Raw genomic sequence first — 20,719 nt, forward strand, 5'->3', positions numbered from 1 at the left:
TTTTTAATAATAAACATTCAGCCCTACAGATGCGATCTGATTGGCTTTTCCGTTGTAATTTACTGCATTTTTATAAGTTCCGTTCATCAGCCAGATCTGAGTGAAGCTGCCAAACAATTCATACCGGATTTTGGTTTTATCAAAACTATACCCTGCATTGAAGGTAAGGCCCATTTTGGACGTTGCATCGTAGGCAAAATCCGGCTGTGCAATTTTGGTTACAAAGATATTCTCTTTTGAGCTTTGGAAGGGCTCATAGTTAAATTCTTTTTTCAGTGGGAAATACAGACTCTGGGTAATTCCTACAGATAATTTGTGAGAAGGCATCAGGGCAAATTCTTTTTCTGCTCCGATCCGATAGTTAAAGAATGAAAGTTTTCTATCCATTACCACAGACAAATCCTTTACATGGTTTTTCCCATAATCCGCGTCCAAAATAACTTTAAATATTTCGTTTTTATAGTTAAACCATGTCACACTGTTCTGCCAGGAAACATTCTGCTGTTCCAAACGGTAGGTGCGATACTCCAGGGGATAGTTGTAATTTGTATCCAATTGGTCCCGGTACGTTACCGAAGAAGCCCATTTTTTCCCGTTGTAATCTCCTAAAAAATTAAGGTAGAAACTGTGCAGATCTGTTTTCAAACCAGAATATTTGGTATATTCTTTATGATAGTTGTAACTGGCATCCTGGTATTCAAATACCCTGTAAAAACGTTCTATCACATTTTTATAATCATACCCGGCAGAAAAATGGGTCGTTGCATTATTGAAGGCATATTCTCCACCCCAGATATAACCGTCCATTTTGTATTCTGATGTTTTAAACTGGGTATTTCCGATGTACTGATTACCATACCCTTCATTATAACGGATGTAGGTGCTGTCACTCGCCGGTACATTGCCTTTGAGATCCACAAACATGATATCGTTATTCTTATAATGGTTTACATAGCTTAGTTTTCCGAATAGAGTATGCTGTCTCCACTTTAATCCTAACTTCGCAAAGGCCTTATAATCATAATCATCCACCTTCGGCCGCGGATCAGCATTTTGGCGGTAAGATTTGGCATATCTTCCTTGTCCTCCTATCTGTACAATCACCGGCTTTATTGGATTGTATGCCAACTGCCCGTTGATAAAATAACTTTGCTTCTGCCATCTTGCTGCGCGGGGCACCCAATAGTAGGAAGGGTTATAAATAAATGAAGAATGGGTAGTTCTTTCGTCACTCAGGATATACGGAACATTTTCTTCGGTTGTTTTATCAGCCTGTAGCCTTCCGGAGAGGGCAATTTTATCATTAAGCTTGTAGGCCCCCTCGGATTGAAAAACAAAGCTTCCTATTTTTTCCGGAGTCTGAACCCTCTTAAAATTTTGATTTGTTGATGAAAACTGAAAGCTTGTCCGTGAGAAATCCAAATGCTGAAAAAAAGAAATATACGGATTTTCTATCCTGATATTTTTCTCTACAGCACTCATATTGATGCTGTCCAGATGGGTAGTCTGAGCATGAAGGAACTGGCTGCCCATAGCAACCAATCCCAGCATACTGAACTGAAAAAACTTTATCGTTTCCTTTTTTTTAATTTGCATATCCTCTAGGGTTTGCTTTAATCGTTACAAAATCATTGGCAGAATTATTGGTATCCTGCAATACGATGCGTCCGTTGATGATTTCCTTCGTTTTACGGATTACAGAAAGTCCTGAAAAAGTACCTTCCGCCAATCCAAGTTTATCGGTTATAAAAGTTCTTGACGCATCAATATCAGACGGAAAATCTTTCGGTGCTTTCTGTTCTTTATCAGTAATATCAATACCGTCTATGATATAGCTTTTAGGAATCTGCAAGAATAAAGTACCGTTAGGAGCCTTGGGAGCCGCTACTTTTTTCCAGCTGGCCACTTCGGCATCTGTAGCACTCAGAATCCCGAGTCCCAACATAGAATTAACGTTAAGAATCAAATCATTGGAAGCAATGCTCCAATAAGAAATCAGCATGTCCGGTACGGCAATATTCTGAATATCCCATGCAAACGGCTTTTTACCAATACTGATATTATAAGCTCCCATATACGTTTCAAAGTCTGCCTGACTAAGATCTACAGTGAGTTCGGGCTTCTGTATCCCTATCGCTTTGCCGTTGATATCATCATAAGGTGCCTTGTGATTAACTGCTGTCTGTGCTACAACAATACTTTTTCCAGGTAATATTGGATACTGTGTGCCGTTTCCGGGAATTCTGATAAATATATTGGAATACACATAATCTGTATTGGCAGCGGTACCTCCTCCAGCTGTAAGGCTCCAGTTATACTGCCCGCTAGGCAGGGTATAATTGGTCACATTGTTATTGATATTCCCTTCCAGGAAAACCAGGTATAAACCGTCAGCATAAATGGTCTGATCAGAATTGTTATGAATTTCAATGAACTGGTCTCTGAGATTGGCTCCCAGTTTTGTATCTGAACCGGCATAGTAATATTGTTTGATCACAAGGTCGCTGAGATTTCCGCTGGAAATTCTAACGATGGCCTCAGATATATTGGCATTAACGGTTACTTTTTCCTGAAATCCTCCGAAATAGACAATATCATAGGTCGTTTCCTGGCCGATCTCCTGCTCATAATCGTTTTTCTTCATCTGAAGCTCTGCTTTGATACTGTAATTCCCCGGCAGCACCGCTGTCAGTTTAAGATCTCCATTAGCATCCGTTTTTCCGGTAATTTTATCTCCTGTTGCTGAGTTTTCGAGCGTAAGTGTAACATTGGCCACTCCTTTGTCTGCAACATTGGGATATTTCGAAGCATCATATTTGACATTCACGGTAAAAGGTACTGGTTTGATCTCGTTGTTTCCTCCAAAGTCATCATCTCTGCTGCATCCTATAAGGGCAAGAACAGGGATAATCAGTAGTAGTATTAATCGCTTCATTGTTTTATATTTTTTTGTATTATGATTAAAATCTGTAAGAAATATTGGCTCCGAATGAGGTAGAAGCAAAGTTGGCATATACATATCCTCTTTCATCGTAGGCTTTAAGGTTGAAAACATTACTTACATACACCGACAGTCTGAAGCCACTTAGAAAATCCTTGGTTACACGAAGATGTATGTTGTGCAGGGTCTTATTATATAATCCGGAAAGCTTTTCTGAAGTAGGCTTCAGAAAAAGGTTCTGGTATGTCGGATTAGTCCGGTCACCTTCCGCAATCATATGTATTTCCCCATCATGTCTGAGGTAACCTATCGGGTAGATATCATTAGCTCCTGTCAGCTTTCTGTCTGAGAGAAAATGATCTGTTCGCAGACCTATAATCAACCCTGAAGAAGCAAGGTGATAGTCGAAACTGAAGCTTGCTCTGGCCATGGAGCTTTTGTTTTTACTATCGTTATAGATTCCGTATTGAAAATTCTTATCCATGATTTCAGGAGCCTCAAACCGGTAAAGGCCTTCATCTTTCTGGCCCGAAGTTTCTACATAACTTGCATTAAATCCTACAACCAGGTTCAAGGCCTCTATTTTGTTGAAACTGGCCATAAGTTCAAGACCTTTATCTACTGACTGGAATCCATTAACAATTCTGTTCTGGAGATAATTAAATTTTTCAGTTCCTACGATCTCAAAGGTGGGTACTTCTGTTCCTGTTATCGTCACATCTACTTTCGCTTTGTCCATCATTTTAGGAACGGTCATGGTTGTAAAACCATCAAAGAGTTTATTGTAATAGGCTGTCAGGTTAACGGTTGCAAAAGGAAACCTGTAATCTACACCAATTTCAGTTTTCCAGCTTCGTGAAGGCTTTAGATCTGCATTGTCTCCCGGCGTGACTACCGTCTGCATGATCGCTGCGGAATAATATCCAGGTAAACGATAATCTCCTAAAAGGAAGTCAAAATATCTGGGAGCTGTATACAGTTGATTGAGCGACGGAGCTTTGGAAGTAAGCCCTACGCCTCCCCTTACCAAAAATTTCCCCATCTGATAGGAAGTATTCACCCTGGGAGACACTGTGGAATAAGAATTCTGAAGATCATAACGGAGTCCGACATTAGCTTTGAAGATATGTCTGTTTTTAAACCCTTTGGTAATATTATCCTGAATATAGAATGCATACTGTTTGGTGGCATACACATTATCCCGGAAATTGAAGTCACGCATACCGTCTGAACTTTGGCCTACTGCTGTCATTGTAGTAAACTGTCCGGCAGTTCCGTATCTGCCTTTACCCAGATTGTTCCCGTACCGGAAGTTGACCCCCATGCTGTATAAATGCACCCATTTGGATGCGGTCATTTTATTTCCATTCACACTCACATTGGTATAAATGTTAAGAGGCTTTCCATCTGCAAAAGCCTGGTTTTCGTAGCTCGGCGGAGTATAGGGAGCATAGTACACATCATTTCCAGCAGCATTTCCGTAAGGCCGTGCTCCCTGGTTTAGCCAATATCTTCTTTCTGTAAACTGTGATGCATAGCTCATTCCTATATCTGCACTGATGGTCTTGAAAAAGGATTTTGTTCCGTACTTACTGAAATTATAACTGATGTTATTCCCCAATGAAAAACTTTTATTATCCACATTGATGATCATTCCATTAATATCATCAGGGTCCCTTTTCCCTTTACTGGTATTGGTGGTGTAAGACAGTGACAATTTGTTCCGCAAGCCGCTTTTGCTTTTGGATGACCACAGCAGGTTCACACTTGTTCGGTCATAACCTACAAGGTTGGTTCTGGGATCAGAAAGTGAATTCATGTAGTCTACAGAAACATTCAGTGCGTTCATAGGATTAATGCCGAAGCCTTTCGTAAGTCCTATCTGGTACGTCCCTTCTCTTAGGGAAGCGTCCAATCTGAGAGGCGAAGATTTAGCTATGGTATTGACCTTGATAAGACCGGAGGTCAAATCTCCGTATTTGGCATCCGGGATTCCCTGAATGACTTCTATACTTTCGATATTTTCTGTAGGTATTTCCCGTAAGTCCACTCCATAATTCGGTTGGCCGGGCGTCAGATTCCCTCCACGGGTTGATGTATTGAAGCTTAATCCGAACGGTCCACTGTTGGCAGAATCATAGCTCTGCATATTTTCGTTATTGGATAAAGCAATATCATTAACCATTAATTGTACTCCAAACGCCCTGTTTCCAAAATCATCCCCTGCTGGCACTCCTGCGGAACCTGTTATTGAAGGACCACTCGCTGTTCTGAAAACGATATTTTTAAACTGGGTATTGTCAAACTTCTGTACAAATTGTCCCGGTAGCTGCTGAAGAACATCTCCAATAGAAAAAGACTGTAAATTCTGAAGAGCTTCCTGTCTGATCGCAATTTCGGAAAAATTTTTCTTCTTTGCTGTCAACTCTACCCCTTCAATTCTGATTTCTGTTCGCTTGTAAGGAAATTCTTCCAAAGGCCGAAATCTCAGTTCCAGTTTTTCACCATCATTGATAACAAGGGTTTCTTTTTTATAATTGGTATTGTAAAAAGTAATCTGACATTTTCCCGTCAATATGGTTACATTCTTATTTACTTCCATTAATTTACAGTTTTTGATCCCGTCTCTCAGGAGCTCAGCTTTTCTGAGCTTGCCATTCTGAAGAAACTCCATTGTCTGGGCAGACGCCCATCCGCCGGTTGTCAAAAATGCAACAGCTGCTAATAACGATACTTTCACCCTTAGAATATTTAGAGCCGCAAAATTAATTATAATTATTCTAAATAAAGAATGTATTTTTAAAATTATCTTAGTTATTTTTTCTTAAAACAAATTATTACAAGCAAACAATTCCCTATATAAAGAATAAAAAAACAAAAATCATTCACAAAAACGTGGTATCTCACCGGTTGAAATACATAATAGCTTTGATTCATATCCAATGTGATCACTGAATTAAAAAAGTATATTAATCTTCCTGCAATACAAAAAAACCCGCAGTAAAAATTTACTGCGGGTTTGATTTATAATTGAATGTTAGTATTCCTTACATCTATTATTTTACTTCTTCGAAGTCTGCATCCTGTACATCATCTGCACCTCCTGCATTACCTCCAGGATTCTGAGCTCCGGCTCCTGCATCAGCACCAGGTTGCTGACCTGCTGCATACAATTCTTCAGAAGCAGCCATCCATGCTGCGTCTAAAGCTTCAGTTTTAGCTTTTACATCATCAGCATTTTTAGCTTCGAAAGCTGTTTTTAATTCTCCGTGAGCGGCTTCGATCGCTGCTTTTTTGTCAGCAGAAAGTTTTTCACCGAATTCTTTCAATTGTTTTTCCGTCTGGAAGATCAATCCGTCAGCTTTGTTGAAGATTTCAACTTCTTCTTTTTTCTTAGCATCTGCTGCAGAGTTCTCCTGAGCTTCTTTTTTCATTCTTTCGATTTCCTCGTCAGAAAGACCTGAAGAAGCCTGAATTTTAATAGTCTGCTCTTTTCCAGTTCCTTTATCTTTAGCAGATACGCTTAGGATACCGTTGGCATCAATATCGAAAGTTACTTCGATCTGAGGAACTCCTCTTGGTGCTGGCGGGATATCTGTAAGATCAAATCTACCGATTTCCTTGTTATCGTTGAACATAGATCTTTCTCCCTGTCCTACTCTGATACTTACAGCCGGCTGATTGTCAGAAGCTGTAGAGAATACTTCAGATTTTTTAGTTGGGATCGTAGTATTTGCTTCAATCAATTTTGTGAATACAGAACCCATTGTTTCAATACCTAAAGAAAGCGGGGTAACGTCAAGAAGCAATACATCTTTCACATCTCCTGTCAATACACCTCCCTGAATTGCAGCACCGATAGCTACCACCTCATCCGGGTTTACTCCTTTAGATGGTTTTTTACCGAAGAATTTTTCTACTTCTTCCTGGATGATCGGGATTCTTGTAGAACCACCTACCAAGATTACTTCATCGATATCAGAAGTGGATAAACCAGCATCTTTTAATGCTTTAGCAACCGGCTCCATAGATCTTCTTACAAGGTCAGCAGATAATTGCTCAAATTTAGCTTTGGTTAAAGTCTTCACCAAGTGCTTAGGACCTGTAGCAGTAGCAGTAATGTAAGGTAAGTTGATCTCAGTCTGTGGAGAAGAAGATAATTCAATTTTTGCTTTTTCAGCAGCTTCTTTCAATCTCTGTAATGCGATGGCATCAGATTTTAAATCTACTCCTTCTTCTGCTTTGAACTCATCAGCCATCCAGTTGATGATCACATCATCAAAGTCATCCCCTCCAAGGTGCGTGTCCCCATTAGTAGATAATACTTCGAATACACCGTCTCCAAGGTCAAGGATAGAGATATCGAAAGTACCACCTCCAAGGTCATATACTGCGATTTTTTGATCTTTATGGTTTTTATCAAGACCATACGCTAATGCTGCAGCTGTAGGTTCGTTGATGATTCTTTCTACTTTAAGACCGGCAATTTCACCGGCTTCTTTGGTAGCCTGTCTCTGTGCATCGTTGAAGTAGGCAGGAACAGTGATTACTGCTCTGGTTACTTCCTGTCCAAGATAATCTTCAGCAGTTTTCTTCATTTTCTGAAGCGTCATTGCAGAGATCTCCTGTGGAGTATACTCTCTATCGTCGATTTTTACTTTTACGGTATCGTTTGGTCCGGCAACCACTTTATAAGGTACTCTTGTGATTTCAGAAGCATCATCTTTAAAGTGTGTCCCGATAAATCTTTTGATAGAGTAAACAGTCTTTGTTGGATTCGTTACAGCCTGTCTTTTTGCAGGATCTCCTACTTTTCTTTCACCATCTTCTGTAAAGGCTACGATAGAAGGTGTTGTTCTTTTACCTTCTGCGTTAGGGATAACAACAGGGTCTTTCCCCTCCATCACAGCAACACAAGAGTTGGTTGTTCCTAAGTCAATTCCAATTATTTTACTCATAATATTTTATATTTTTTCTATTTTTTAATTTAATTTACACTCTCAATTTCTCAATATCTGTACCATTTAAAATTTTGTGACAAAATGACAGCATAAAAACAAAAACCCCGATTGAATCGGGGTTTACCTATTATAATTAGGAAAAAAAATCATTTTTTAAAGACTGAATGTGTCAGCATATAATGAACCACATGATGATGCTTACTATTTTTCAGCAGGTACATAAACAGAACAATTAGCTCCATTCTGGATAAGAACTTTATGGTGATCAAATTTAATTTCCTGTTTGTAAGTTCCATATCCACCACCCATCTTAAATGCTTGTATCGCCTCAATAAAAAGTTTATCTCCTTTAGAGTATATTATCCCATAAAGACCTGATGGATCCTGTCTTTCAAGCAATTGATGAGCTGCTTTCACATTTTCAGCATATAACTTCTCTACCGTACCATTGCTATTGAAAATAATATAGTCTTCATAATGTTTCTGATCCGAGCCTCTGCTTATTTCAAGTTTGGGCGGAACCAGGTTGAATTTTCCTTTGGTAAGGTAGGTTCCTTCCATGATATACAACTTGTCAAAATATAGAAGCGGAAAATTTGCAGTTTGAAAACCTTCTATTTTTTTTAAAAGTCTATTTTTAATACCCTCATATTCTCTGGATTGACAAGAAAATACAGAAAAAAAAGACAGAAAGAGAAGAAATCCAATTGCTATTTTTTGTTTTACCATGATGTAAACTGATTTACGGTTTGATACTGAAGGTAAGGACCCCACGAATTTGACATCATTTGAAATGCCGGCTGTGGAGAAATCCAGCGGTGGGCCAGTACATTTTGAATAGCATGCCGTACCCACTCAGAGTTTACCCCAACCCGGTAATTACCCCAGCCAACATAAGCTGCTCCTAAACGGTATTTGGGACCCGTCTCTTCAACCAGGCCATGGGTATATTTTTCCCCATATGCTCCTGCAAGGTAATCATCTTTTCCGTATTTTCTCATTTCTTTGTAATCAAATTGATATTTCCTTTTATTTTCAGGATCTTCTTCATAAGTAGAGCTATTTCTCTCTCCGGTAAATAAATTGAATCCTGCACGGAAGCTCCCTATTGACAAAGACATTGCAGCCGTCCTATGACTGTCATTATTATCTCCTAATCCAATCTTACCAAATGGAGCTCCATCATTTTCATACGACAAGGAAAAGTCTCCGCTTACCAGTTTTATAACTCCGATCTGCTGAGCGTGTAAACCACTCCAGATATTTGTCCCCAACATTATTCCCAGGTTTCCTTCTGTACCTAATGTTCCTGCCATTATTGATTTTCTGTACTCCCAGCCGCTAAGACCACTTCCTGTATGAGAAAACTGATAGCTTACCCCAAATCCGGCAGCAAATCCGAAATCTCCGTTTTTATAAGACAAACTAAAACTAGCTCCTACACTCACTCCGTTACCAAAAGCTATTGCGGGTGATATGGAAAAATTAAACCCTCCACCCATATCGATATTATAGCTAGGCATAAATGAGCTCATAAACCCAGCCAATGCAAAGCCCCCCAATGTACCGGCCGGAATGGCATAGGGCGCAATAGCTCCCATGACTGCTCCGGTAAAGGCTCCGCCTAAAATAGACATTCCAAATTTACCCCAGCTCCAGTCACCCGTCTGTATTGCCTGTCCTATGTAACTTGCGGCACCGGTAACCGCACCAATAATAGCCCCGGCTAAAACCGCCAGCCAGAATATCTCACCACTTGCATCCATATACATCAACGGATTGTTCAGCACATATCCATATCTGTTATAGTTTTGGGTGTTAAATGGATCCTGGATATTATTATCTACGGACAAGAAAGTATGCAGCTTGGGATCATACATTCTTCCATTCATATGGATCAGCCCAACCTGGAAGAAATGCTCATGTCCTGTGTAGCCGCGCTCTATAAATAAATCTGGCTTTTCTTTTTTCAGATCAATTTTTTTACCGAACTTTTCAAGATAAGACAGGTTTCCCCACGCATCAAACTGCCTCCTTTCTTCCACTTTTCCTTCTTTGTTTGTAATAGCAAGAATAGTCCCCTGGTAATCTCTATGAAGGTAATGAACTCCGTCATTCAGTACCTCATCATTGTAATTGAAATCTTTTACATAAATAACAGGAGCAGAATAAGGGTCACCAGCAATATAAGTAACAATTCTGGTTCTTACATAATCTGGATTTACCCTTCCCGGAAAAGGGCTATCAATAATTTCAACTGTCCTATCGTCAGAGTAAATCTTATATTTTCCATAGTATGACAAATTCTTATCATAATTATATTCTGAAGATGCTCTCGACTGATGAATATTGTAAGTAAATCTAGCCATTTCATTACCATCCTGCATAATACTTACCGGATTCTTAAAGGCATTATATGAAATGGTTTGTAATTGGTTGACGCTATAATAAGCATTCCCCACAGCATTAAGATTAACACCTTTCTTTCTATACCGGTTGCCATCCGAATATTTGTAGTCTCCTACGAGACTGTTGTTATCGATTCTTCCATAGGTATCGTAAGTCTGTGATTGATTTCCATTAGGATCTTTCCAGGAAACCAACCTCAACATATTATCGTAATCAAAGCTTTCCTCCCATCCTCCTGCCGGATTTGTTATAGCAGCATTGCTTCTTTTTCTCAATAATCCTGTAGAAGCCTCAAAGTCATACTCATTAATCAAAACTAAGCCATTAGCATTCTTATGTCTTACTGAAGTTAAATAGTCCCCATTATAAATATTCCGGATGTCTGTTCCATTCCCAAAGGCCGCATTCAACACCTGGCCTTTTTCATTAATAGAAGACAGTTTCCACAGCGGGTTTCCGCTACCATCATTGATACCAGCGAGTATTCCACAGGATGCATACACATGATCAATCACAAAAGTACTAGACATGGTTCCATAGGTTACGTCTCTGACTTCTCTCTTCGCCCTTCCAAAACTATCATAGGTGAATTTTTTTATAAAGACGGCCAGCCCATTATTTTCTGCACTAGCGACAACCCTGTAAAAATTATCATACTTGTATTCGTATGAGTTATTCACACCATTGGAGGTTCCTACTTCGGAGGCAATGAGCCCTTTGGATGTATAATTATAGGTAACCTTGATGTCGGTGTTATCCCCTATCACTTCTTTTTTGGTTGTTCTTCCATAAGCATCATACACATAGGTTGTCACTCCTTTAGGTCCTTCTTCTTTCAAAAGCTGCCCCATACCATCATAGAGATAGGTATAATCTCCACCTGCAGACGGATCGGACATTTTGGTCTTTCTACCCCAGCCGTCCTGCTCAACGTTTATGATGTGACCGGCATAGTTTGAGGTCTTCAATCCTCCATTGGCATAATAGGTATAGTTGATTATCCCTCCATTATCGGTCATCTTAATTTTATTGCCCCACTCGTCCTTTGTAATGGTTTGCGTTCTTTGTGCATCCGCTACCGTTACTGATAATCCGTTATAGGACGTCGTAATAATTTTTCCTGTTGGAAAGGTATTTTTTACAGTCCTTCCATATACATCGTATTCAGCAATTGTCCATTTGATTGGTGTAGCTGTGGAGAAATAAGGTTCACTCACTTTATAAGCCCTGTCCAGAACATCGTAATCTGTCCTTTTCTCTATCCACTTATTATTGAGCGACAGTTCTCTTTCAATACGTTTTCTGCCCCAGTTATCCGTATATGTTTCCCTGACTGCTCCTGTGGCATCCGCTATTCTGAGTTTTACTCCATTCATAAAATCTCCTGTCGTAATCCACTCATAAGAATATTGGGTACTATTGTTATAGATATCCTTTTCCTGCGCCTTTCGCTGCCAAGTATCATAAACATACGATACCATTTGATCCAGATGATTTGTTCTCGACAGTAATGTTCCAAAGTCAGAATCATAAGTGAATAAAGAAGTATTCCCTAAAATATCTGTAGTTTTAATGGCAAACCTGCCAGAAGGATCATATTGTACCTTCTCTACCCTTGGAGCGACCCCGGCTGCGGAAAGAGTTTTCTCAATATTATTGCCAAATACGTCATATTTAAAATCCTCGGTGAGATAGTCGGTCCCATTTCCTTTTTTTCTGGACTGTACAACAAGACCATTGGTATAGGTAAAAAGCATTTCTGTAGCGAAGGTATCAGTACCTAACACCTGTGTTTCGGTCTTTTTTACCGGACGTCCTATATAGTATTGATTACCGGTTCCTGCAGGATTGTTCTCATAATCGGCCAAAGTAGTCTTTTCGCCACCGTTGGCAACCATCCTTGTTTTTTTTGGATTATTATAAACATCGTACACATCATAGAACTGATTGACTGTTGTCCCCGTCAGCTTATCTATCTGCTGTACCTGGGATAGCAAATTCACAAAGACCTTATTGCCCAGTAAAGAAGTAGTATAGCTATTGACTGTTTTTGAAGCAAAGGTGCTTGGAGAATTAAAATCCGGAGTTGAATTCAGATAAGTTTCTTTCACCGCTCCTCTTTTCTGCGGGTCCTTTAAAGAAACCGTCCATAAAGGCTGCGTTATAGTTCCACCATATACTGCAGAAGTAGCAATTCCTTTAAAACCTACAAAACCAAGCCCTGCCATATTCATTACAGCACCTTTATAGCGATATTCCTGTATTTTTGTCTCTCCATTAAAGTTCTTTTCAACTTTTTTCACCAATTTTAACGAGGGAGAAATATTGAGATTAACATAAGGGTATTGTTCAGAATTGTCAGCTATATAAGCACCCGAACCGCTTCCTGTATCTACAGCCAGCTCATAAGTAATGTCTGTTACAAGGTCATTGCTCTTGACTTTTTTTAAAGTCATATCAATACGGTTATCCTTCTTGAATGAGACATATTTTATTTTATCTCCTCCAAAAAACGCATAATCAAGATTTTGGTTGGTAATGCTGGAATTACTCAGGAATATTGGCGTACCTTTATTAATAGCACCTCCATAAGTATAATTATTTTGCCAACCGTCCACATAGGCCGAGAAGGTGGGTATTCCATTCACATTCGTTCCCATGTTGTATTTAACCCCGCCTCTGTCTCTGATGCTGTAATTATCTCCGTAGGCTAAGTAAGCTCCATTTTGGGCAGACCCATAGTCTGGTACATTATGGGGAGTCAACACATCATGGTAGAATAAGTCCGCTTTTCCATCTCCATTAATATCTGTAAAGGTATAATAGAATGTCTGCATCATATGCCCGCAGATCTGCGAGTTGGGTGATGGTCCGGGATAGCAGGTATTGATGATCTGCGGTTTGAAATAATTGGTTCCTATATCCTTTACACTGCTCTCAAAGGACTCCCCGGAACTTACAATAAAGAACCAATTGGTATTGGCATTGTCTATAGGAAATACCAAATCCGTTTTTCCATCCCCATTGAAGTCTGAGAGGTAACAAGGAAAATCTTTTTTGATGAGATTATGAGAAAATGAAGCCTTTTGAATGAAAACACCATTCTTGGTTCCAAATGCATAGATTCTTCCGGGATTAACGACATATAGATCTGCTACCCCATCACCTTCCAGGTCTGCTACAAAGATTCTGGATTCAGCGGTAATCACACTATTGGCTCCCATTGTCACCGGTGACTGTACCGCTGTATTATGAGGATTTAGTTTCAGTAAGAAAACCTCAGATATATTAATCGTCACATCTTCGGAACAACAGTCCGGTGGCGGCCTGTTTTCCGGAGCTACCTTTGCAGGGCCACAGTAATAGGTCCTTTCCACAGTATAAGGCCGTGCCACCGCGACAATATCAGAAACGCCATCTCCGTCAAAATCTCCTGAAAAATACTCTTTTGGAATATTGGAGTAATACGTATTACTTCCATTAATGACAATACATCTATCATTAATAGCCGTTGGAAACTGGTACGAATTGGTAAATGACAAATCAAGAGCATTAGCCGCATTCGGAATATAGTTGTTGATTTTAATAATTTCCGTATTGGTAACCGGACTCGTAGTATTGCTGACAACAGTAGATATAGCATCCAGATTATAGAATTGATCATTGGGCAGGACTAATTTTGTAGAAAAAATATTCTTGAATTTTTCCAAATTGGTCATTGTCCCTGCAACGTTGGAACTTGAGTTGATCAATTGTCCGGAATTGAATCTGTAAAGCTGATCTCTGGAATTAGGATACGTCATGAAGTCGATGGAACTGTCGCCATCAAAGTATCCGGAAATATATTGCCAGTTGCTGCGGTCATATGCAGGAGAAACGGCTGTTATGGTCTTGGAATTATTGGTAATCCCATTCTCTGACTGATCATATTCAAAAGTAACGGGCTTCACCCCTTCATTACTGCCATTATACTGCTGGACACTGATCAGCTTTTCATAATTCAAGGAAGTAACCTCATACGTCAGCTGGTATTTTCTGAAGATCTGTCCATTTCCCGTTACGTCTATCCGATCCAGCTTTCGGTGAGAATAGATACTACGCGAACCATAAATATAAGCCTGATCTGTTCGCGCCGCATCTTTATAATAAAATTGAATCTTATTAGGACTGCTATCCGGATTTACAGAAGCATTGTTACCATACTCAATGGTTTTAATGTAGATATAACTATTGAAGCTGTCATAGACAAATTTGATTCTGTTCTGCTGGGCATCTTCAAGATAATTAACCTTCCATTCATAGGTATTGCTTCCCAAAAACCCACTTTCACCGCCATATTTTGCCGTTTTACCATCGGGGTAATATACCATGAAATAGAGTGGTCCGTTCGCAATATTTCCATGGGAAACAATTTTTATATTTGAATATTGCTCCGTCTGGTATTCGGCACCATCTGCTCCATAGGTCCCGGATTTCAGGAGTAGTCTCTGCCCGTCAAAAGCAAACCTGTCGGTATCATTATAATTAATACCATCGACCAATCCATCATGAAACTTGGATGAAGCAACCCGCGTAATTGATGATATTCCGGCAATACTCCAACCCCATCCGGCAACTCCGTTTCCCGATTGGCTGGAATAAAATAAAGAAATACTGGGTGCAATATTCTTGATCCCCGGAAGATTGGCAATAGGTATGGTATAACTCATTCCTCCGCTCGGAGATACCGATAGATCCCCTGATGTCTGCCCTACAGACTGTCCGTTAAATAGCCCTACTGCTGAGAGCAGAGCTATTAAAAAGTAGAATTTGATTCTCATGTTACGTCGTCTTGGTTATTGTTTTAGTATTTTGTAGGTCAGTTTTTCTCCGGTATTCAAATGGAAAACGACCACGTACATGCCAATTGGCTGATTCGTAAGGTCCAGAACAACCTTATTCTCTCTCTTATCAAATGTAAGCTCCCGGTATTGGGTAAAGTTGTAGGCGATATACTCCACCTTCTCAATCATAGCCCCAAACCCTGCAGACCAGACCAGTGTAGCCTTATCTTTGGTTGGGTTCGGATAAATCTTAACCTGATACTCCGGAGGTGGAAACTCCTTTTTAGCGGCCGGCTGATCCACTGATGCCTGTTTATCTGCAATCAGACACATGGCACAGTACTTTCTTACAATCTGATGTCCCCCGTTATCATATTCAAATGATAGAGTTTGTGATCTAATTCCTTCTATTGAAACCAATAAGAAAAGAATTAAGAGTAAATTTTTTCTCATGAGCAATATTTTAATCTACACAAAAGTCCAGAAAACAAATCAGCTACGAAAGGACAATGCATCCTATGGGATGCAATAAATAAGATTAATTATCTAAAAATCATCAGATATTTATTTTTTTTAGATATTTTTGATACTAAACACTATTGGCCATGAAAAATTATCAAAAAAATCTTTTTGATTTACTCTTAAAGGAATCCGGAGGTAAGAAAAACCTGGTGGACATCATGATTGACAAACTTGCACTTTCCAACGACACAGCCTACAGAAGAATCAGCGGAAAAAGCCACATCACTTTAAACGAAGGAATCTCTCTGGCATCCCATTTTGGAGTCTCTCTGGATCTTATTCATAATTCAAATCTGAACAACGCCGTTTTAAACAAGATTCATGACATCTACAATATTGATGATTTGGAAATGTATTTTGAATCCTCTATCCGAAACCTGCAAAGGGTCATCAACACTCCGGATGTAGAATTCATTTACGCCGCCAAAGATATTCCCCTTTTCTATTTCATGAGATTCGATCATCTGAGAAAATTCAAGATTTATGCCTGGCTCAAACTGATGGATGTTGTCTTTTTTTCACAACGAATAAGCTTCGAAAGCTTTGAAATTCCTGAAAAAATCAATCAAAAAGCTGTTCACTTATCGAATGTCTATAAGGACGTAAATTCCACCGAGATATGGAGCAATATTACCATCTATACCCTTCTGGAGCAAATCCTTTATTTTCATCAACTGGAACTTATAGAAACTGATAATGCACTGAAAATATGCGAAGAAATTACAGAAATGCTTACTCAAATAGAAGAAGAAGTCATCAGTGAAAAAAAAGGTTCCCTTACCCTATACCAAAATGACCTGCTGATTATGAATAACAGCGTATTCATCAGATTCTCCGACCAGAAAATGCTCTTTCTACCCTACAATATTCTGAGCTATTACTACACATGGGATGAAAGAGTCTGTGGAAATTACGAAAAAAGCCTGGAACTTATTCTCAAGAATTCTGAACGGCTTTCTTCCAACAATAAAGCGAGATATATTTTCTTCAATAAAATGTATAAAAAAGTTGAAGAAATAAAAAAGATATTGAAAATACATCTTTAGCAAAAGCTATCCTCTGCCTGAAATGCTTTTCAGAATTGTTAAAATTAATCAAAGCTTAACTCAACATGGAAAGCATTTTTTGATATCGTATAAAATCGAAATATCATACAAAACACAAACATCTTGCAAAACATATCTAATATTCATTCTCATACAACTGTTAATATCCGGATTACTTATAACTTTCTTTATAACCCCCAGACCATTGGTAAATACGGATACTATCCGTTTCTAAAGGCTTACCGTTAAGTAAAATGTCAACAGAATCATTATCCGGAGAAATTTTCACCTGCATATCAATCTTATTTCCTGCTTGTTTAAAAGCTTCATTGGTTTTTTCCCAATTGAAAAAAGCACGGGCATTCAGTTGTTCCTGCTTTTCTTTTCCGGTTTCCCAGAAAAAGACCATTTCCTGAGGAATCGCTCTTTCTTTGTAAGGCATATTTAAAACCCATGGTCTCAATGCTCCTTCTTTTTCTCCGTTATAAGTGTAATTAAGCACCTCGAGCAATCTGAACTTAGGATTTGTAGAAGTTACCACCGGACGCCAATGATAGCGCTGTCTGTAATCATCCCATTCTTTGGGACTTGCATTAGGAATAAAAGCAAGCTTTATTTCTTCTTTATAGCGTTCCGGACTTATTCGATACATCGCCAGATATTTTTCTTTTGCCTTGGCTATTTCTACAGCATCTGTAACAGGCTGAGCCTGATATCTTCCCAATTCAATACGGGTATTTCCAAAATTAAGCCATACCACAACCAAACCTTTTGGAGCAAAACCGAAGACTAAAGTAGAAAAACTATCATAAGCATTAACTCCATTAGATGCACTATATCCTCTACCTAACCTCTTATATTCCTGAGTTTCTCCTTTTAGATCATCCCATCTGGAATAAGCCCGTTCCATATAATCCTTTATCGTATCCACTGGAAAGTCCACATTTAATCGATAAAACGTTTCTGTCCCTTCATATCTTGAATAATAGGTAATATCTGCTCCAATGGGAGTTCCATACTGTTCCGTCCATGATGATCCTGAATCGCCCCAGTTTCCGGAGCTACCACCATAAGGCAATCCTGCACGGTTTCCTTCCAATGTTTTTATTTTATCAAATACAGGCTCTATTCTATATTTTGTTCCAGGAGAACTTATTTCAACATGAAAAGCCATTTTTTTTTCATCCATCTTTTGACATTGTATTAAATGAATACATAGTATGAAACATAAAATACCCTGCAAGACATGTCTAATATTCATTCTCATACAACTGTCAATATCCAGATTACTTATAACTTTCTTTATAATCCCCCGACCATTGGTAAATACGAATACTGTCCGTTTCCAAAGGTTTACCGTTAAGTAAAATTTCAACAGAATCATTATCCGGAGAAATTTTCACCTGCATATCAACCTTATTTCCTGCTTCTTTAAAGGCTTCATTGGCTTTTTCCCAATTAAAAAAAGCACGGGCATTCAGCTGTTCCTGCTTTTCTTTTCCGGTTTCCCAGAAAAAAACCATTTCCTGAGGAATTGCTCTTTCCTTATAAGGTATATTTAATACCCATGGTCTCAATGCGCCTTCTTTTTCTCCGTTATAAGTGTAATTAAGCACCTCAAGCAATCTGAATTTAGGATTTGTAGAAGTTACCACCGGACGCCAATGATAGCGCTGTCTGTAATCATCCCATTCTTTGGGACTGGCATCAGGAATAAAATATTCTTTCTGAGACTCCGCATAACGTTCCGGACTTATTCGATACATCGCCAGATATTTTTCTTTTGCCTTGGCAATTTCTACAGGATCTGTAACAGGCTGAGCCTGATATCTTCCCAGTTCAATGCGGGTATTTCCAAAATTGAGCCATATCACAACCATACCTTTTGGAGCAAAACCAAACACCAATGTAGAAAAACTGTCATAAGCATTAACTCCATTAGATGCACTATATCCTCTACCTAATCTCTTATATTCCTGAGTTTCTCCTTTTAAATCATCCCATCTGGAATAAGCTCGCTCCATATAAGCCTTTACAGTATCTACGGGAAAATCGACATTCAATCGATAATACTTATTTTCATAATCAGCATAATAAGTAATATCTGCTCCAATAGGAGTTCCATATTGTTCCGTCCATGATGATCCTGAGTCCCCCCAATTCCCGGAAGAACTTCCATAAGGTAATCCTGCCCGGTTTCCTTCTAAAGTTTTTATTTTATCAAATACAGGGGTAACCTGATATCTATTATCAGGTTGTGATATTTCCACCTGAAATGCCATCTTTTTATCATCCATCTTTTGACATTGTATTAAATGAATACATAGTATAAAACATACAAAATATTGTATGACATATCTTATTGTATAAGGAGCGTTATCCATATTGTATATTTCTTGTACGATTTTTTCCACTTTCAACTTTTCCTACTCTTGGCCCGTATCCTATTTTAGTAGCACTGGCAGACCAGTGAAGATATTTATTTCTCAATATTTTAAGTTGATCCAAATCTACAAAATCTTCATAATGCAAAGTCTTTATTTTTGAGAGATAATCCCCTGAGGAATTACTCTTATTATATTCAGCAACATAGGTATTTCGCAGTGTATTACATGCATTCATATAATTTCTCAACTGATTATATATCTCAATAAGAAAAGCATCTGTTATTTTATGATTATCAATTCCTTTTTGTGAATATTTAACTCCAAACTGATCTTGACTTGAGTAATAAAACATTGTATTAAGCGAAACTTTATCATAGGTATTAAAGGGTCTTCGCGTTCCTACCAATATGTATTTGGTATTGACACCATATTTGTGGACTGAGATTATTTTTTTCACCACAATTTCTTCGGGAGTATACCAGCCTTCCTCTATCAGTATCTTCCTGAACTGTTCACATTTTCTCCCCTCATTTTCTCTTTCGGTATACAGATCTACTTTTTCTTCATTCTGATTGACATAACAGCCTCCGATATCAGAATGTACTCCAGGTAATATAAATTGTAATCCCTTTACTCCTGTACTGTTAATGTCCGTCAAGTCAAAATTATCACGATATTCATTATCAGCAGCAATCTGTAAAGTAAAATAAGCCTTTTTAACAGCATCCAGCCCAAGCTGTTGGGTATCCCCATGAATAATAGGAACTCCCCCCACCGACTTTAGACGGTGGTCCATCCCATAAGAAGCTACTGTATCATATAGTCCGGCAAAGTTGAATGTTATTTTTTTTGGCATGACCTTATTGTCAATTAAACAAGCTCCAAAATAACCATGATTGAGTATTAGACTATCATCTAATTTCACTTTTATTCTTTTACCTTCTGCTTCATGAGGAGGAATGGCCATCCCATCTTTACTAAATCCTTTAAGTATTCTGGCGCGATTAGTCGCTATATGCAGAAAATGCCTTGCAGCAGTAGCCCCACGGCTAAAACCAAATACGTTTACTTTCAAATGAATATCTTTTCCACTATATTTTGCCAGTTTTTTGCCTGCTTCTACACAGCCTTTGGTCACTTTTGCCCTCACTCCACGTCCATCTGTCCCAAATAGAATACCTGTATTAGGAACATTCCCCCACAAATGCATTTCACTTTCCCCATCTTTGGTTCCAATACCTTCTATATAAACACGGATTTGATGTTCAGCAGTGGGATCTACAGCATCAAAGCCCCTGGCTACATTAGAATAATCATTGGTATAGCTGTCATCATCATGATTGGATTCCTCATAATCTTTCCCGAGTTCAGTATTGGTTTTATTGTTTTGTGTGCCATCAAAAAAAAGATTGAGGCTCACTTCCAACAGATTAACGGGCCTGTCATTAGGATGTAGTGTTTTGGCTTTACCATAGCTAACCCCGGATTCTTTCCCGGATTGTTCCAGAGATACGGCAGCGTTGTGGGTGATATTTTCCTTGGAAAACACCAGATAATCTCCTTTTACCTGAGTTTTTATCTTCCCTTCTACTATATATTCTATACTCATAATAGCGGTATCAAAAATTCT

General features: G+C 38.7%; 11 protein-coding genes. 1 reads left to right on the forward strand and 10 read right to left on the reverse strand.

Annotation, left to right across the window (positions count from 1 at the left end; translation table 11 throughout):
• Nucleotides 1-3: 3 nt before the first annotated feature.
• The 7 genes from DRF67_RS03410 to DRF67_RS03440 form a co-directional block, all read right to left on the reverse strand.
• A complete protein-coding gene (locus DRF67_RS03410) occupies nt 4-1,596 on the reverse strand; it encodes a DUF6850 family outer membrane beta-barrel protein (RefSeq protein WP_115926671.1) in 1,593 nt (530 codons plus the stop codon).
• Nucleotides 1,586-2,935, reverse strand: coding sequence for a DUF4876 domain-containing protein (locus DRF67_RS03415; RefSeq protein ID WP_115927070.1), 1,350 nt, complete (start codon nt 2,933-2,935; stop codon nt 1,586-1,588). Before DRF67_RS03415 ends, DRF67_RS03410 begins: the two co-directional genes overlap by 11 nt.
• Before the next feature lie 25 nt (nt 2,936-2,960).
• Nucleotides 2,961-5,681 (reverse strand): TonB-dependent receptor plug domain-containing protein, encoded by a 2,721-nt coding sequence (locus DRF67_RS03420; protein WP_228435724.1) that lies wholly within the window; start codon nt 5,679-5,681, stop codon nt 2,961-2,963.
• 316 nt (nt 5,682-5,997) lie between these two features.
• Nucleotides 5,998-7,899, reverse strand: coding sequence for a molecular chaperone DnaK (gene dnaK, locus DRF67_RS03425; RefSeq protein WP_115926673.1), 1,902 nt, complete (start codon nt 7,897-7,899; stop codon nt 5,998-6,000).
• A 204-nt stretch (nt 7,900-8,103) separates the two neighbouring features.
• The gene (locus tag DRF67_RS03430) at nt 8,104-8,463 is read right to left on the reverse strand and encodes a hypothetical protein (RefSeq protein ID WP_123912701.1); all 360 of its coding nucleotides are present in this window, start codon (nt 8,461-8,463) and stop codon (nt 8,104-8,106) included.
• Nucleotides 8,464-8,624: 161 nt separating this feature from the next.
• Complete coding sequence (locus DRF67_RS03435; RefSeq protein ID WP_115926677.1) at nt 8,625-15,131, reverse strand: polymorphic toxin type 23 domain-containing protein; 6,507 nt, start codon at nt 15,129-15,131, stop codon at nt 8,625-8,627.
• Between the two features lie 15 nt (nt 15,132-15,146).
• On the reverse strand, nt 15,147-15,587 hold the full coding sequence (locus DRF67_RS03440) for a T9SS type A sorting domain-containing protein (RefSeq protein ID WP_115926679.1): 441 nt from the start codon (nt 15,585-15,587) through the stop codon (nt 15,147-15,149).
• 152 nt (nt 15,588-15,739) lie between these two features.
• Between DRF67_RS03440 and DRF67_RS03445 the strand changes: the two genes are divergently transcribed.
• The gene (locus DRF67_RS03445) at nt 15,740-16,702 is read left to right on the forward strand and encodes a hypothetical protein (protein ID WP_115926681.1); all 963 of its coding nucleotides are present in this window, start codon (nt 15,740-15,742) and stop codon (nt 16,700-16,702) included.
• Nucleotides 16,703-16,874: 172 nt separating this feature from the next.
• Here the strand turns inward: DRF67_RS03445 and DRF67_RS03450 are convergent, their stop codons facing one another.
• The 3 genes from DRF67_RS03450 to DRF67_RS03460 all read right to left on the reverse strand — a co-directional run bounded on the left by DRF67_RS03450 (nt 16,875) and on the right by DRF67_RS03460 (nt 20,698).
• Nucleotides 16,875-17,891, reverse strand: a complete 1,017-nt coding sequence (locus tag DRF67_RS03450) for a DUF2931 family protein (protein ID WP_228435725.1) — start codon at nt 17,889-17,891, stop codon at nt 16,875-16,877.
• A gap of 97 nt (nt 17,892-17,988) precedes the next feature.
• Nucleotides 17,989-18,999: a DUF2931 family protein gene (locus DRF67_RS03455; RefSeq protein ID WP_228435726.1), complete on the reverse strand. Its 1,011-nt coding sequence runs from the start codon at nt 18,997-18,999 to the stop codon at nt 17,989-17,991.
• A 79-nt stretch (nt 19,000-19,078) separates the two neighbouring features.
• The gene (locus tag DRF67_RS03460) at nt 19,079-20,698 is read right to left on the reverse strand and encodes a phospholipase effector Tle1 domain-containing protein (protein ID WP_115926687.1); all 1,620 of its coding nucleotides are present in this window, start codon (nt 20,696-20,698) and stop codon (nt 19,079-19,081) included.
• Nucleotides 20,699-20,719 lie beyond the last annotated feature (21 nt).

It is taken from the genome of Chryseobacterium pennipullorum, from assembly GCF_003384725.1.
GTDB classification, from domain to species: domain Bacteria; phylum Bacteroidota; class Bacteroidia; order Flavobacteriales; family Weeksellaceae; genus Chryseobacterium; species Chryseobacterium pennipullorum.

Excerpts from the sequence above, each read along its gene's own strand:
- DRF67_RS03410 (WP_115926671.1), bottom strand. The coding sequence starts at position 1,596 with ATGCAAATTAAAAAAAAGGAAACGATAAAGTTTTTTCAGTTCAGTATG.
- DRF67_RS03415 (WP_115927070.1), bottom strand. The coding sequence starts at position 2,935 with ATGAAGCGATTAATACTACTACTGATTATCCCTGTTCTTGCCCTTATA.
- dnaK (WP_115926673.1), bottom strand. The coding sequence starts at position 7,899 with ATGAGTAAAATAATTGGAATTGACTTAGGAACAACCAACTCTTGTGTT.
- DRF67_RS03430 (WP_123912701.1), bottom strand. The coding sequence starts at position 8,463 with ATGGAAGGAACCTACCTTACCAAAGGAAAATTCAACCTGGTTCCGCCC.
- DRF67_RS03435 (WP_115926677.1), bottom strand. The coding sequence starts at position 15,131 with ATGAGAATCAAATTCTACTTTTTAATAGCTCTGCTCTCAGCAGTAGGG.
- DRF67_RS03440 (WP_115926679.1), bottom strand. The coding sequence starts at position 15,587 with ATGAGAAAAAATTTACTCTTAATTCTTTTCTTATTGGTTTCAATAGAA.
- DRF67_RS03445 (WP_115926681.1), top strand. The coding sequence starts at position 15,740 with ATGAAAAATTATCAAAAAAATCTTTTTGATTTACTCTTAAAGGAATCC.
- DRF67_RS03450 (WP_228435725.1), bottom strand. The coding sequence starts at position 17,891 with ATGGATGAAAAAAAAATGGCTTTTCATGTTGAAATAAGTTCTCCTGGA.
- DRF67_RS03455 (WP_228435726.1), bottom strand. The coding sequence starts at position 18,999 with ATGGATGATAAAAAGATGGCATTTCAGGTGGAAATATCACAACCTGAT.
- DRF67_RS03460 (WP_115926687.1), bottom strand. The coding sequence starts at position 20,698 with ATGAGTATAGAATATATAGTAGAAGGGAAGATAAAAACTCAGGTAAAA.